Annotated in this window: 13 protein-coding genes; 7 read left to right on the top strand and 6 right to left on the bottom strand. The window is 54.6% G+C overall.

The features are described 5' to 3' along the window. Positions 1-93 precede the first annotated feature (93 nt). The 3 genes from AC52W5_RS12715 to AC52W5_RS12705 form a co-directional block, all read right to left on the bottom strand. Entirely contained in the window at positions 94-351 is a 258-nt protein-coding gene (locus AC52W5_RS12715) for an acyl carrier protein (protein ID WP_107760978.1), read from the bottom strand. A gap of 2 nt (positions 352-353) precedes the next feature. Continuing rightward, on the bottom strand, positions 354-1583 hold the full coding sequence (gene fabF / locus AC52W5_RS12710; RefSeq protein ID WP_495671249.1) for a beta-ketoacyl-ACP synthase II: 1230 nt from the start codon (positions 1581-1583) through the stop codon (positions 354-356). A gap of 173 nt (positions 1584-1756) precedes the next feature. After that, positions 1757-2011: a hypothetical protein gene (locus AC52W5_RS12705; protein WP_107760976.1), complete on the bottom strand. Its 255-nt coding sequence runs from the start codon at positions 2009-2011 to the stop codon at positions 1757-1759. A 391-nt stretch (positions 2012-2402) separates the two neighbouring features. Here AC52W5_RS12705 and AC52W5_RS12700 point away from each other — a divergent pair, with 391 nt between their 5' ends. The 7 genes from AC52W5_RS12700 to AC52W5_RS12670 all read left to right on the top strand — a co-directional run bounded on the left by AC52W5_RS12700 (position 2403) and on the right by AC52W5_RS12670 (position 9948). Next, entirely contained in the window at positions 2403-3557 is a 1155-nt protein-coding gene (locus AC52W5_RS12700) for an N-acetyltransferase (RefSeq protein WP_495671248.1), read from the top strand. A 46-nt stretch (positions 3558-3603) separates the two neighbouring features. Continuing rightward, positions 3604-4446, top strand: a complete 843-nt coding sequence (locus tag AC52W5_RS12695) for a nucleotidyltransferase family protein (protein ID WP_495671247.1) — start codon at positions 3604-3606, stop codon at positions 4444-4446. A 41-nt stretch (positions 4447-4487) separates the two neighbouring features. Beyond that, positions 4488-5564, top strand: coding sequence for an LPS export ABC transporter permease LptF (lptF, locus tag AC52W5_RS12690; RefSeq protein WP_495671246.1), 1077 nt, complete (start codon positions 4488-4490; stop codon positions 5562-5564). After that, positions 5483-6625 carry an LPS export ABC transporter permease LptG gene (lptG, locus tag AC52W5_RS12685; protein ID WP_495671245.1) on the top strand — a complete coding sequence of 381 codons (1143 nt, stop codon included), beginning with the start codon at positions 5483-5485 and terminating at the stop codon, positions 6623-6625. Before lptF ends, lptG begins: the two co-directional genes overlap by 82 nt. 127 nt (positions 6626-6752) lie before the next feature. After that, positions 6753-7952 carry a CDP-alcohol phosphatidyltransferase family protein gene (locus tag AC52W5_RS12680; protein ID WP_495671244.1) on the top strand — a complete coding sequence of 400 codons (1200 nt, stop codon included), beginning with the start codon at positions 6753-6755 and terminating at the stop codon, positions 7950-7952. A gap of 50 nt (positions 7953-8002) precedes the next feature. Then, complete coding sequence (locus tag AC52W5_RS12675) at positions 8003-8965, top strand: diacylglycerol/lipid kinase family protein (RefSeq protein ID WP_495671243.1); 963 nt, start codon at positions 8003-8005, stop codon at positions 8963-8965. After that, entirely contained in the window at positions 8962-9948 is a 987-nt protein-coding gene (locus AC52W5_RS12670) for a hypothetical protein (RefSeq protein ID WP_495671242.1), read from the top strand. Before AC52W5_RS12675 ends, AC52W5_RS12670 begins: the two co-directional genes overlap by 4 nt. Here AC52W5_RS12670 and AC52W5_RS12665 read toward each other — a convergent pair. The 3 genes from AC52W5_RS12665 to AC52W5_RS12655 form a co-directional block, all read right to left on the bottom strand. Next, positions 9905-11089, bottom strand: a complete 1185-nt coding sequence (locus tag AC52W5_RS12665) for an HAD-IIIA family hydrolase (RefSeq protein ID WP_495671241.1) — start codon at positions 11087-11089, stop codon at positions 9905-9907. The two genes, AC52W5_RS12670 and AC52W5_RS12665, sit on opposite strands and share 44 nt — an antisense overlap. 17 nt (positions 11090-11106) lie before the next feature. Then, the gene (locus AC52W5_RS12660; protein WP_495671240.1) at positions 11107-11985 is read right to left on the bottom strand and encodes an N-acetylneuraminate synthase family protein; all 879 of its coding nucleotides are present in this window, start codon (positions 11983-11985) and stop codon (positions 11107-11109) included. A gap of 129 nt (positions 11986-12114) precedes the next feature. Continuing rightward, positions 12115-13527: a surface carbohydrate biosynthesis protein gene (locus tag AC52W5_RS12655; RefSeq protein WP_074972551.1), complete on the bottom strand. Its 1413-nt coding sequence runs from the start codon at positions 13525-13527 to the stop codon at positions 12115-12117. Positions 13528-13531 lie beyond the last annotated feature (4 nt).

The following is a 13531-nucleotide window of genomic DNA, read 5'->3' as shown; positions in this document are numbered from 1 at the left end:
GCAGCCTGCTTCGTCAAGACCCGTGTGGGGAGATCGGAGGGCTGAGAGAATGAAAGAAGAGGGGAAGAGTGGGATTGCGTAACGCCTCATCCTTTATTGGGAGGCTGCTGATGACTGATGGGTTTCGATATAGGAGACGATGTCTCCTACGGTGCTGAATCCCTTTGCTTCCTCGCTATCGAAATTGATGCCAAATGCATCTTCAGCGTCAAACAGAAGCTGGATCGTATCCATGGAGTCGAGTCCAAGCTCTTCAAATTTTGAAGACCGGTTGATAGTGGAAGCATCGAGATTCTCGACTTTTGTGGCGATGAATTGTACGACCTTTGCTTCAATCTCCGCTGTGTCCATATCTAGTCTCTTCCTTCATGGGTTGTGAAAAGGATGCTCGCATTGTTACCGCCAAATCCGAAAGCGTTACACAAGCCGGTGCGGACACTCCTTTTCTGCGCAACGTTGGGTGTGTAATCGAGGTCACATTCGGGATCAGCCTCATCAAGATTGATGGTCGGATGAATGGTGCCGGTATGAAGCGCCATGATGGTGGCGATACTGCCGATTGCTGCCGACGCGCCAATGGAATGTCCTACCATCGATTTGGTGGCGCTGATGGCAATATCGGCGGCGTGCGCTCCAAAAAGATTTTTTATCGCCCGCGTTTCGACTGTATCGCCCAATGGCGTGGAAGTCGCATGTGCATTGATATACTCAATGGAATTCGGCTCCATTCCGGCATCACGGATGGCTTCCCGCATGGCAGCTACCTGGCCTTCCATGTCGGGCATTACGATATGCGTTGCATCACATGCCTGTCCATAGCCGGCAAGGTCGGCATATATTTTCGCTCCCCGGCTGCGGGCCTGCTCTTCCTTCTCGAGAATCAGTATTCCGGCACCCTCTCCCATGACAAAACCATCGCGGCCTTTTGCGAAAGGACGCGAGGCTCCGGCTGGATTGTCGTTGGAAGTGGTGGTCAGGGCATGCAATATCTCAAAACCGTTGATGGTGAGCGGCAATACGCACGCTTCAGCGCCGCCGGCGATCACCACGTCTGCTCTTCCTGCACGCAGGAGATCGAGTGCCGCGCCGATGGCATTGGCTCCCGAAGAGCAGGCTGTACTGGAGGTCAGGTTCATGCCTTTGAACCCATGCTTGATCGCGATCCAGGCGGCGGCGGAGTTGGCCATTGTGCGTGGTACGGTGAAAGGCGGTACCGGCTGGTTCCGAAACTTGCGCAGCGCGGATGATTCGAAGGTGGAAAAGCCGCCCATTCCCGAACCTATGCTCACCCCGATGCGGCGAGATTCATAAGCATCAAGTCCGCCGGCATCCTCGAGAGCAAGACGCGCAGCAAGCAGGGCAAGCTGGGTGAACCTGTCGGTTTGCTCGATATACTTTTGGGAGAGGAAGGTTGAAGGATCAAAGTCCGCCACTTCTCCTGCAATTTGGGAACGCCTGCTCGATGCATCAAAGCTGGTTATTCTTTTTATTCCGCTCACACCATTGACAGCTGCTGACCAGAACTGGTCAACCCCGATGCCAATAGGAGAAACAACTCCCATTCCTGTCACGACTACACGCATACAAAACCGGAAATAATCATAAGAATCTGCCCAACCTTATTATGAGGAGATATTCCATGCAGTTAACAGTGAACTCTCATTGTGCAATGGACAGCGGAATCCGCCGGGGATCGTTAGCCGCGGCCATTGCCCGAAGGTTTCCGGCTTCACGGTTTTGCAGGACACTCGCGTTGCTACTTTGCGTTGAATATCATTGGGAACAGGTATCTCAATATGCCTCCCATAATCCAGATGATGAGTAATAAACTCGAGATGACGGCTACTCCTTCGATAAGCGCTGACAGGAGCGTTGCAGCCAGGCTATCGAATTCCTGTTGCCCGGCTTCGTTGCGCCGGCGCCTGCGGCGATTCCTTACCCATATTTGCAGTCCGATAACGACAGGAATAAGGGCGAGAGACACTAGCAGGCTATACTCAGAACTTTCCATCAATAATCAACCTTCCGCAAATAATCGTTACAGAATCCACTGCCAGTCGCTGTTTCCTTCTTTTCCTCTTACTTCATTCGCTATACTACCGCTCTCTCCGGACTGAGTGTACGGAGATGGCAGGGATAAATGCTGAAGTCCGTCCCAGGTAGCAGACCGCCAATTATAATATCACACGGCAACAAGATGTCATCGAGTTAACAAGTTAACATATCCGCCCTGTTCGCAGGGTGTAGACTGGCTCCTGCCGGGACTGGGTAAAGCTGAAATCGTTTCGTTCTTCCGTCAGCTCATTTCCGGCGCGCAGCCTTTCACGGTGCGAACATTCTCAGGTCTCTGCCCAATGCGAACCATGGAATATCCCCGTCGATCATCACTTGCCCAGTTTTGCATGAAAAAAAAGATTAGCGGCCCAAACTTCTCGGAAGTCGTTGTCCGTCCCGTCAGAAGCTACCGGGAAATGGGGATTTTTATCGATATTCCCTGGAGTATTTACGCTGATGATCCCATGTGGGTTCCCCCTTTGCGGCTGGAACGACGCCTGCATTTTTCGAGATTCAACCCCTTTTTCAAGCACGGAAAATGGCAGGCATGGATTGCATACAGGAGTGGGCAGCCGGTGGGAAGGATCAGCGCCCAGATCGACCAGCTGCATCGGGAACGCTACGGCGGCGATACCGGACATTTCGGTCTGTTCGAGTGCATAGATGATAAGGAAGTGGCGGCTGCCCTCTTCTATACGGCTGAGGCATGGCTGAGTGCGCAGCAGACGAGGCATGTGACCGGTCCGTTCAATTTATCGATCAACCAGGAATGCGGCATATTGGTGGAAGGTTTTGATACGCCGCCGGTGGTGATGATGCCACACTCCCGCAAATGGTACGGTCGCCTGCTGGAAGAACAGGGATATCAACAGGCAAAGGATTTGCTTGCCTATTGGATAGAGCTCGATTTCAAGGTGCCGCGGCTGATGGATGCCTTGATCGGTAAATTTGCGGATCAGGTGCGCCTGAGGACTCTGCGCCGCGACGAGTTCAGCGAAGAGCTGGAAGTCCTGCGTGATATATTCAACGATGCCTGGTCCGAGAATTGGGGGTTCGTTCCTTTTACTCAGGCGGAGTTCGCGGAACTTGGCACCAGCCTTCGCTTGCTCGTACCCGATGATTGTATCCAGATTGCAGAGGTCGATGGAGTGCCCGCCGCGTTCATGGTGGCATTGCCAAATCTCAACGAAATTTTTGCCGAACTGAACGGACACTTGTTCCCGTTTGGCTGGATCAGACTGGTCCGGATCAGATCCAGGGGAGGAGTGCATACCGGTCGCATCCCATTAATGGGAGTGCGCAGGCGCTTCCATAGTACTCCGCTCGGTATGGCGCTTGCCTTCATGGTCATCGATGCGCCGAGGGAACTCGGACGAGCCATGGGAGTGAAGGCAATGGAATTATCCTGGATACTTGAGGATAACAAGCCCATGCGTGCCATTCTGGATAGTTTGGGCTGCAGGGAGTATAAACGCTACCGGATTTACCAGAAGATGCTGTGAATGCCGGATGGAGCAACTGAAGAACCGGAATCGGTAAAACGATGCAATGAAAAAGAATGATCTGTTCACCGCCGTGGTGCTGGCAGCGGACCGCACGGCTCGCGATCCCATCTCCGTGGAAACGGGAGCGCCCTGCAAGGCGTTCGCGCGCGTCGGGGGAATCCCGATGATTATCCGCGTGCTGGACGCGCTGGAAGCCAGCGGCATGGTGAAGGGCATCATTTTGTGCGGGCCACCGAAGTCCTTGCTGCCTGCTTGTCCGGAGCTGGAGGAACGTATCGGCAGCGGGCGCGTCATCTGGCTGCCAAATCTCGATTCTCCCAGCCGCAGCGCCCGCAGCGGCCTCTCCCAGGTGAATCAGGAGGACCGGGTATTATTGACCACAGCCGATCATGCGTTATTGACACCGGCCATCGTGCAATATTTTCTTCGCAACTCGCAGACGTCGGATTGCGATGCTGCTGTGGGGGTCGTCAAATATGAAGATGTGGCAGCTGCGTTTCCCGGGGCAAGGCGAACGGTAATAAGGTTAAAGGATGCGAATGTCTGCGGCTGCAACCTGTATGCCTTTCTCAATGATCGCGGCCGCGGTCTCGTATCATTCTGGCAACGCGCGGAAGACCTGCGCAAGCGACCGGTACGCTTGATCATGGAGACTTTCGGGTTCGCGACTGTCTTCTATTATCTGCTGGGATTATTGACGATAGAAAGGGGACTGAGAGCAGTCAGAAAAAAAACCGCCATCAGGGCGCATCCGGTATTCCTGCCTTATCCTCAGGCGGGGGTCGATGTGGACAAGGTTGCAGATCTGGTGCTTGCGGAGTCGGTACTGGCGGGCAAGGCGCCGGCTGCCGGAGGAGAGGCCGGTTTGCGCGGACCCGCTCCCTGAAATGTGAGAGGCTTGAATTCCGATCAACGGCGACAGGCAACGTGAAAATAATAGAACGATATATCACGCGAGAACTGCTGATACCGTTTATGGTAGTCACCGTGATCCTCGCGACATTGTTTGCAAGTTTCAGCACCGCCCGTTTTCTGGCCGGAGCAGTGACAGATTCGCTTGGCCTTGTCCCCGTGCTCAGGCTCGTGTTTCTGAAAACGCTGATCGCACTGGAAGTGCTGATGCCCATTGCCCTGTACGTGGCTGTCATCATGGGGCTGGGCCGCCTGCACCGGGACCAGGAGATAGTCGTTCTGCGTTCCGCCGGGGTCAGTGAGCATCGCATTATCTATGCAGCGCTCATCGTTGCGATTCCTGTGGGGCTTATCAGTGGTTTTCTTTCCATTTTCGCGCGCCCATGGGCGTATGAGGAAAGCTATCTGCTCAATGCCCAGGCAGAGGCAGAGTTGAATACGGATCGGTTCCGCGCTGGGCGTTTCTACGGCAGCGAAAAAAAAGGCCGGGTGATTTATGTACAAGCCAAGGATAGCTCCGGCAAGCAGATGGGAGAGGTATTCCATTATCTGAACAAGCATGACAGCAGCGAGATCATCCTTGCCAGGAAGGCATACCAGCCTGAGCTTGTGTTCGGCCAGCGCCCCCAGATACATCTGCTGGATGGCTCCATTTACCGGCTATCACACACCGGAAAGGGCGATACCGTCGTCCAGTTTGAAAAGCTGGTTTATTTCACGGACAGCGGAAACGTAATGGATTACAGGCGCAAGGCTGCCCCTACCGCGGCATTGATGCAATCCGATCTGCCACGGGATACTGCCGAGCTTCAGTGGCGGCTGTCGCGCCCACTGGCAACGATCCTGCTGGCGCTGATAGCGGTGCCCTTCAGCCGCGCTTCACCCCGCCAGACAAAGGGGGATAAGACTTATTATCTGGCAGCTCTGGTTTTCGCCATCTACTACATTTTGAGCGGATTGGCCCAGACCTGGGTCGAGCAGGGCACGATCGGCAGGGTGCCGGGGATTTGGTGGCTCTACGCTGTCATGCTGCTGTTTGCAATCTCGTTATTGTCGCCCGGTTTCCGGTGGAAGCTGCTTCTGCGCAGATGACGATAATTTACCGCTACCTCGCGCTCCAGGTTTTGATGGGTCTGGGAATCGCTACTGCGGTGCTTCTGCCGCTCTTCGGTTTCCTTGATTTGCTGGATCAGCTCGATGACGTGGGAAAGGGCACATACAGCGTCAAGGACGCGTTTCTTTACACGGCTCTACTGCTGCCTCGACGGTTTATTCAACTTGCGCCCTTCATCGCATTGATGGGCAATGTAACTGCATTAGGAAGGCTTGCCGTCGGATCGGAACTCACGGCGTTACGGGGAGCAGGTGTATCCCCGCTGGGCATCAGCCTTGCACCGGTTGCCGTTGGAATGGCTCTTCTACTGCTTATTACTGGACTGGATCAGTTCGTGGCGCCGCAATTTCAGCAGAAGGCCATTTCATCCCGCGCAGCCGCGCTTGAGAAGAGCGCCGCACTTGGCAAGCAATTAGGGATATGGACGCGGGATGAGCGGAATATACTGCGAATCGGAGAAATGCTGTATGCGGGAAGGGCAGCGAACATCGAAATAATGCATTTTGACGACAATGGTTTCCTGTTACGCTATACGTATGCCAGGTATGCTGACATCATAAATGAGGGGTTGTGGGAGTTGAGGGACGTCGTCATCAAGACATTCAACGGTAACGCCGTGGAGATCGTAACCAGAGAATCAGTACCCTGGGAACCCTTCCTGAAGGAGGGGGATATCTCGACATTGACCAAATCGCCGGAAAGTCTCTCGCCCGCCGAGTTACTTTTACATGTGCATTTTCTGCGCGCCACAGGCCAGGAGTCGGATGCTTATGAGCTTGCCTTGTGGGGCAAGGCGGGTGGTGCCCTGACGACCATCGCGATGCTGTTGCTTTCGATTCCCTTTGTTTTTGGATCGGTGCGGGCGGGCCTCGGCAACAGGCTCATGGTCGCATCGATGCTCGGAATCAGCGTCTATCTCTTCGATCAGATCATTGCCAATGCGGGCTTGTTGCTGCATTTGAATCCTGCGCTGAGTGCACTTCTTCCAGGGGTGGTGCTGATCGCCGTGGCTTATTTCTGGTTACGGCGGATCTTTTAACAAACCTCTTACTTGTTCCAATTTTATTAACCTGAATGCCTGCCGCAATCTTGCGGGAGGACTTGCGAAACCTATCAATTTGACAAATCCAGGCACAGAGATAATCGGGCAACCGGCGGATTCGTCGATGCCTGTTTATATCCATATCATTGGCGATAGCGAAACCGATATCTGGGGCTTGAGTGGTCGGGAACGTCTGCAACGCATGTTAAAGGCATTTAGCGGGACGAGGCGGGTTGACAATCCAGCACGTATTCCCGCCCCTGCCCCGGCACTGCTTTTACGCGGAGATTATCTTTTTGACGCTATCGTACTGGGCGCGCTGATTAAAGCAAGAACGGATCTTGTGCTTGTCAGCGAGGAGGGTGAGCCAGTCGCAGTGCGAATTTCCGGCGGGAACGTGCAACAGGGGTTTGACGAATTTGCGCGCGGAGGAGAAGGGCAAACCCTTTCTTCCTTGCTGCGTTATGAGTTGAAAGACCTCGATCTGCCAAGCCTGCGCCAGAATCTCAAGAAAAGAGATGCTCCCTACGTTTTGCCGATCAGCAGGAATAGTCGCTGTAATCTCGAGTCAGAGCTATTCGACCGGTCTTACAAAGGGGTAACTGATTTTGTGACAAAGTGGCTGTGGCCGGCGCCTGCATTTCGGGCAGTGCGCTTCTGCATACGTGCGGGTTTGCAGCCTAACCATATTACACTGCTCAGTCTTTTGTTTGCTGTGCTGGCGGGGATTGCGTTCTGGTACGGTTTCTATGGATTGGGACTGGTGATGGGATGGTTCATGACCTTCCTGGACACCGTCGACGGCAAACTGGCGCGGGTAACCGTTACCTCCAGCCGCTTCGGCGATGTGCTCGACCACGGCCTGGATATCATTCATCCACCGCTCTGGTACATGGCCTGGGGCATGGGGCTGTCCGCCGACTATTCCTTATCCTCGCATCTGCCGCTATTATTCGGGCTGATTCTTATCGGTTACATCGGTGGGCGGCTGTGTGAGGGAGCATTCCAGTTCTGGGTCGCGTCATTCGATATTTTCATCTGGCGTCCACTGGATTCCTTCAATCGGCTCATTACTGCCCGCCGCAATCCCAACCTGGTTCTGCTGACACTTGGTTGGCTGGCGGGCAGGCCGGATATCGGACTTTTGTCCGTGGTGATCTGGCACCTGCTTTCGACCGGTTTTCTCTCAGTGAGAGTGGCGATGGGATGGCTATCGCGACGATCGCGTGGACCCTTGCATTCCTGGTTTGAGGAGATCGTTGCGGGGCAGGATGAAGGAAAGCTGGCCGTTCGTATTTTTGTACCTTTAAGATCACGTAGATGACAGAAAGATCACGGGTTGATAGATTGAAGTCCGGAACAGGATCTGTCGGATTGCTTTTCAATCCGCTCAGCGGGCGCATTCGCAAGCGGAAAGAGGCGATCCGGCGCGCCACAGGCGAGATTTCCGGCGCCTGCAGGGAAGTGACGAACGCCCACGAAATCAGCGCCTCGGTGGATGCGTTCGTGAACGCTGATACGGATCTGCTGGTAATTATCGGCGGGGACGGCACAGTGCAGGGTGTACTGTGCCATCTGTTCGCCACTCAGCCTTTGGCGAAGTGGCCTGTTCTGACGATAGTGCCGGGCGGTACAACCAACATGACTGCGCTCGATCTCGGCATAAGCGACAGCCCGGAATCTGTTCTGCAGCAACTGGGCGCCTGCTTTCAAAAAGGTTTTCCCTTCGCACTCGTGAAGCGTCATGTCCTTTGCATAGAACAGTCCGGCGCAGGGAAGGTTTATGGAATGTTCTTCGGCGTGGGGCTCATCGCCCGCGCTGTGATCTTTTCTCAGAGCAGGATAAAGCGGTTGGGTATTACCGGAGAAATATACTCTGCCCTTATTACCTTCGGCTATGTTGCAGGCTTTCTGCTCGGGCGGCGGCAGGGAGCATGGGCGCCGGTCCGGATGACCATTACCGAGAAAACCTTGCCCCAGCACCAGGGAACCTTCGCGTTTCTTTTCGCCAGCACCCTCGACCGCCTGCTGTTCGGCATGAGGCTGTACTGGGGCGAGCAACCGGAGCCGCTGCACGTCACATTCGTCAGGCAGCAGCGGCAGCTTCCCCTGCGCTCCGTGCTTCGGTTGCTGATAGGGCGTGGAAATGATCTCAAGGGCAAGGAGGGTTATCATAGTTACAACACTGATGGGATGGAGTTGCTGATCGATGACGATTACATCGTCGACGGCGAGTCCTATCGTGCCGACAGCCAGAGTGGACCCTTGCGCATTACGCCTGCTGGCCCGATCGCCTTTCTGGTGGCGGAGAAGGTAGCCGCAAACGCAAAATCATGAGTATGCTTCAAGGGCCTGCAACAGTGGATCCACCGCTTCCAGAGGGTTTGATTTCGGAGATGGCGGCACTGAGTTCAAATACGGTATCCGCGGATTTTCTCGTTTTGCTAGAGGCGTTGAAATTGCGCTTCGGTTCAGCCCTCGACGCTGTGCTTCTTTATGGATCGTGCCTGCGCGCGCGTGAGATAGGGGATGGGATGGTCGATTTTTACGCGGTCGTGAGCAGTTACAGCAGTGCTTACCCGGAACGCTACCTGCGCTATTTCAACGCATTGCTACCTCCGAATGTCTTTTATCTGGAGGTGTCCCAAGAGGAGGAAACGTTCCGTGCCAAATATGCCGTGGTTTCAATGGCGGACTTCGAGCAGGGAACCCGCCGCTGGTTCCACCCTTATCTCTGGGCACGTTTTGCTCAGCCCTCAAGGCTATTATTTTCCCGCGACGAAGCTGCTCGCAAGCGAATTTCAGAGTCTTTGGCCCATGCGGTCGTCACTTTTATCGGCTCCACCCTGCCCACTCTCGATTGTTCCGGGGCCACAGTGATCACCACTGAAATGATCTGGACCAATGGATTAACCCAGACTTACGCTGCGGAATTGCGGCCCGAGAGAGCCGGCCGCGCGCGCCAGCTCGCGCAGATGGACCTGGAGATCTATTCACGCCTGACTGCGCTCGCAGTACCGGCACTGGCAGGAAAATTGAGGCTCCTGCCGGATGAAGGTTACGAATGTCGGATAGGCGATGCAGAACGTCGGAAATCGCTGTGGCACTGGCGGCTGCGGCGTTGGCAGGGAAAAGTCCTGTCCGTGCTGCGGCTGTCCAAGGCGGCTTTTACCTTTCATGACAGCATCAGCTATGCCGCCTGGAAAATCGAGCGCCATACCGGCGTTCGCGTCGAAGTGACTCCTATGCTACGGCGCCATCCCCTGTTGTGGGGTTTTAAAGTTTCATGGCGCCTGTTACGGCGGGGCGTAATGCGCTGACCGCGTCAAGCATTGACGTGCGGGCTTTGAGAATGAGATCACAGGCTTCCCGCACTGCGCCATTCCCTCCGGTATGCCCGCAGACATGATGTGCCTGATGCATGACTTCCGGAACAGCGTCCGCGGGACAAAACGCCGCACCGACCCGCCGCATGCATTCCAGGTCGCAGAGATCGTCGCCAATGTAAGCGATGTGTTGCAATGAAACCGACCAGCGTGTTGCCAGTTGCAGAAGAAGCGCTGATTTATCACGGGCGCCAGGGTAATATTCATCAATCCCGAGTTTTCTCATCCGCGCCTCGACTGAAGGGCTGGTTTCAGTGGTAATGACGCCGACCCGGATGCCATTCTCCCGCAGCAGTTTCAGTCCGTGCGCGTCCCGGGTGTTGAATTTCTTCAGGGCTTCACCGTCGGGCCCGTAATACATTCCGCCGTCGGTCAGTGTGCCATCTACATCGAGCACCAACGCTTTGATTTCGGCCGCGACGGTGTTAACCGTCTGGCGTTTCTGCTTGAGCAGGAGTTGTTCTACAACAATCCAGTCAGTTTCATCGTCAATTTCGACTGCGCTCTCGGCGGCCATTTCATGGACACCGATACGCCCTCCTAACCGGCAACCGCATTCCTCCAGCAATTTCCTCCGCGTCAGGTAAAAAGCGCCATTCTCCATGAGGTATCCTTCGAAGTCCTGCCGTCTTGGTCGGTGCATCGGGTCGTAGTTGACGGGTGTGCCATGTACGCTCCAGAAAAAGCGCTTTGAAGGCACAGCGGTCAGAAGGGAATCAAGGTTTTCTGCCAGGAACTTATGCCTTGCGGAGCGAAAATCGTCTGCCCGCGTGAGCGGCGAGGTCGCCTGGATAAGACACATGACATCAAAGGGAATCTGCTGTTGAAATTCGAGCATTGCGCTTTCTGTACTGGCCGTGTCCGTGCAGGTTGCGGCAGAGCGTTCCAGAACCGTCACTGATGAAAATTCCTCCAATACCGCTTTCCGGATCTTGGGAGAATCGGTCGCAACATAGACATCATCGAAACACTGCGATGCGATCGCCTGTTCCAGGCTCCATGCGAATAACGGCCGCCCCGCGATGTTGCGCACATTCTTTTCGATAATCGATTTCGAGTGCGCGCGCAGAGGCATGAAAGCTACCCAGCGCACTAGTGAAAGTGAATCCCTTGGATACGTTTGAGCTTATTACGCTGTGCGACTTCGATTTCCACTATCGGCGCATTCTTGAAAGTAAGCGCCCTGGATACCGCACGGACGTCACGGACCAGTCTCCGCAACCCGTCGGGCTCCAGCGAGGCCGCATGGTCAGTGCCCTTCCACGTTCTGTCCAGCGTAAAATGCCGCTCGATCCATGAGGCGCCCAACGTGAAGGCGGCAATGTCCACCGCAATGCCAAGGTGATGGCCTGAAAAGCCGATTTCCTTGATACGTGCCCCGAATCTCTCCTCCAGCGCCTGCAACTCGAGTAGGCAGACCTGCTCGAAAGGAACGGGGTAGCCGGAAGTGCAGGCGTACAGAACAACCCTGTGGGCGACTCCATGCTTCTCCATCAATTGCACGATCTGCTCCTGCTCGGCGGGAGTGGTCATGCCGAGCGATATATGAATTTCCCCACTATAGTTCTTTGCGAGATACTCCAGCATCGGGAAATGCAGGTTGCATGCCGAGGGTATCTTGATGAATTCCGGGTTGAGGCCGGCGATCTCCTTTGCCGAAGTCAGATCCCAGACTGATGTGGAGTAGCCTATTCCAAACTCCTCGCACCATTTCTGCAGTAGCCGATGCTGGTCCACATCGAATTCCAGAAACTCGCGATGCTCCCCGTAGCTGTTGCCATAACTGTGCTGCGGGTTCGGATGCCGAGCATTATATTCTTCAGAGGTGAGCAGTTCACGGTTCGAGCGTTTCTGAAACTTGACGAAATCGCATTTGGCGAAGGTTGCGGCAATTCCTATCATTTCCCGGGCGATTTCGATATCGCCTTTATGATTACAGCCGATCTCGGCTACCACTGATGGGGTTTTCATAAGTATTCGACCTGTACACAGATACTGCGGTGGGATGGCGAAAATTTAACTGCAATTCGGCTGTCCATTCAATGCTATCTTTTCCGTTCCTAAATGACGCTTTTTCTCCGCTTTTCGAAAAACACTCTGCTACTGGGTATTCAACCGCCTGATCCAGAACAGATGCTTGGAGTGTTGCTCCACGCGAATAGTGCCGAAGCGATTCAGTAATTTTCCGAAACGAGCGACTCTCTGCTCGATCTCGGCCACTGAAATCTGCGGAAAACGGTGATCGTGGTATGCAAGCCGGTTGGGACCGGGCTGCCGCATGTTCAATTTGGTCGCCATCGCCTTCAGCGTAGCGAGCATCCAGCCTTGGGCATAAGTCCGGAGAGGCTTTGCCGGGGGTTTCGATCGGCCATAGCCGCTCTCCTCGAGAATGTCGACGATGCGTTCGCAGGCCAGCGGCCCATCCTGCGCTGCCAGGTAGTATTTTATCAGCGCCTCGCGTTCTTCACCCGCTGCAGGACCCAATTCGCCCGAAAGAATGCGGGTCAAGCTATCCTTTAATTCCTCGAAATTGAAGCACTGATAGCTCAGCTTGGTGGGTAGCCCCTGGAAATCATAGTCATAATACTCGTTGAACGTGGCCAGGTAGGATATTGCCGGTACTCCCAGAACATAAGCTTCCAGTCCGGTCGTGCAACCATTGTGCACCATGGTTTTTGCGGCGAGAAGCCAGGGAATCACGTTTCCTTCGCTTGTTACCGCCACTCGCTCGCACTGTGCGGCAATATCGTGATAAATCTCGTGGTTTTCGCTCGGATGAGGGCGAACGACGATGTTGAGGTCGGGGAATGCATGTTCGAGCGCGGGGATGAGCTGAGTGAAATCTCTGAGTATCGCCTGCTTGTGATCCCACAGCCCTTCGGCAAACGCACGGCTCATCCCGATTCCCGATTGACCGCGGCGTGCTTTTCCCTCCCGCTTTTTCTCCGGCTGAAACAGGCCGATACTTCCGATAAAAGGATTTACATCGCTGAAATTGGTATTGATAAGAATGAAATTTCCGTACAGATTTCGCAGTCTTTGCACCTCCGTCTCGAAGTAGGGGCGCATTTCACCTCGAAGGATGTCGCCGCGGGGATTTCCCGTGATGTGGATCGGCATGTTCGCAGGTAAAGCCGGATACTGCCGAAGCAGGTCGACGTTTTCCTGCCCCCATGCGAATACATGCGACACATTTTTTATTGTTGTTGGAGAAAGCCGGAGAGTGAAATAAGTATCCGCCGGGGGGTGCACCAGAGCCTCTTCTTCCCAGGCAACAATCTCATGACCGAGCTGACGCACGATTCTGAACATGGTGTTGCTCAGGCTGCGCATGCTCTTCGCAAGATAAACGCCGCGTGGAATCGACGCCAGTTCGAAGTGGGCGTATGCGCGTGAACCCATAATGACGGGAAAGCCACGCTCAGCCGCGACGCAGGAAAGGAGGATTTTGGCATCCAGTTCGCGTACCTGGCTTTCCACGGGAATGATAAGCGTCGAAACAGAATTTCCCATAGGC

The organism is Nitrosospira sp. CT (assembly GCF_059489795.1).
The sequence above is the reverse complement of the archived record's forward strand: the minus strand, read 5'-3'. Positions and strand labels throughout refer to the sequence as shown.

Excerpts from the sequence above, each read along its gene's own strand:
- AC52W5_RS12695 (WP_495671247.1), top strand. The coding sequence starts at position 3,604 with ATGAAAAAGAATGATCTGTTCACCGCCGTGGTGCTGGCAGCGGACCGC.
- AC52W5_RS12665 (WP_495671241.1), bottom strand. The coding sequence starts at position 11,089 with ATGCCTCTGCGCGCGCACTCGAAATCGATTATCGAAAAGAATGTGCGC.
- AC52W5_RS12700 (WP_495671248.1), top strand. The coding sequence starts at position 2,403 with ATGAAAAAAAAGATTAGCGGCCCAAACTTCTCGGAAGTCGTTGTCCGT.
- AC52W5_RS12680 (WP_495671244.1), top strand. The coding sequence starts at position 6,753 with ATGCCTGTTTATATCCATATCATTGGCGATAGCGAAACCGATATCTGG.
- AC52W5_RS12670 (WP_495671242.1), top strand. The coding sequence starts at position 8,962 with ATGAGTATGCTTCAAGGGCCTGCAACAGTGGATCCACCGCTTCCAGAG.
- AC52W5_RS12660 (WP_495671240.1), bottom strand. The coding sequence starts at position 11,985 with ATGAAAACCCCATCAGTGGTAGCCGAGATCGGCTGTAATCATAAAGGC.
- AC52W5_RS12705 (WP_107760976.1), bottom strand. The coding sequence starts at position 2,011 with ATGGAAAGTTCTGAGTATAGCCTGCTAGTGTCTCTCGCCCTTATTCCT.
- AC52W5_RS12655 (WP_074972551.1), bottom strand. The coding sequence starts at position 13,527 with ATGGGAAATTCTGTTTCGACGCTTATCATTCCCGTGGAAAGCCAGGTA.
- fabF (WP_495671249.1), bottom strand. The coding sequence starts at position 1,583 with ATGCGTGTAGTCGTGACAGGAATGGGAGTTGTTTCTCCTATTGGCATC.
- AC52W5_RS12715 (WP_107760978.1), bottom strand. The coding sequence starts at position 351 with ATGGACACAGCGGAGATTGAAGCAAAGGTCGTACAATTCATCGCCACA.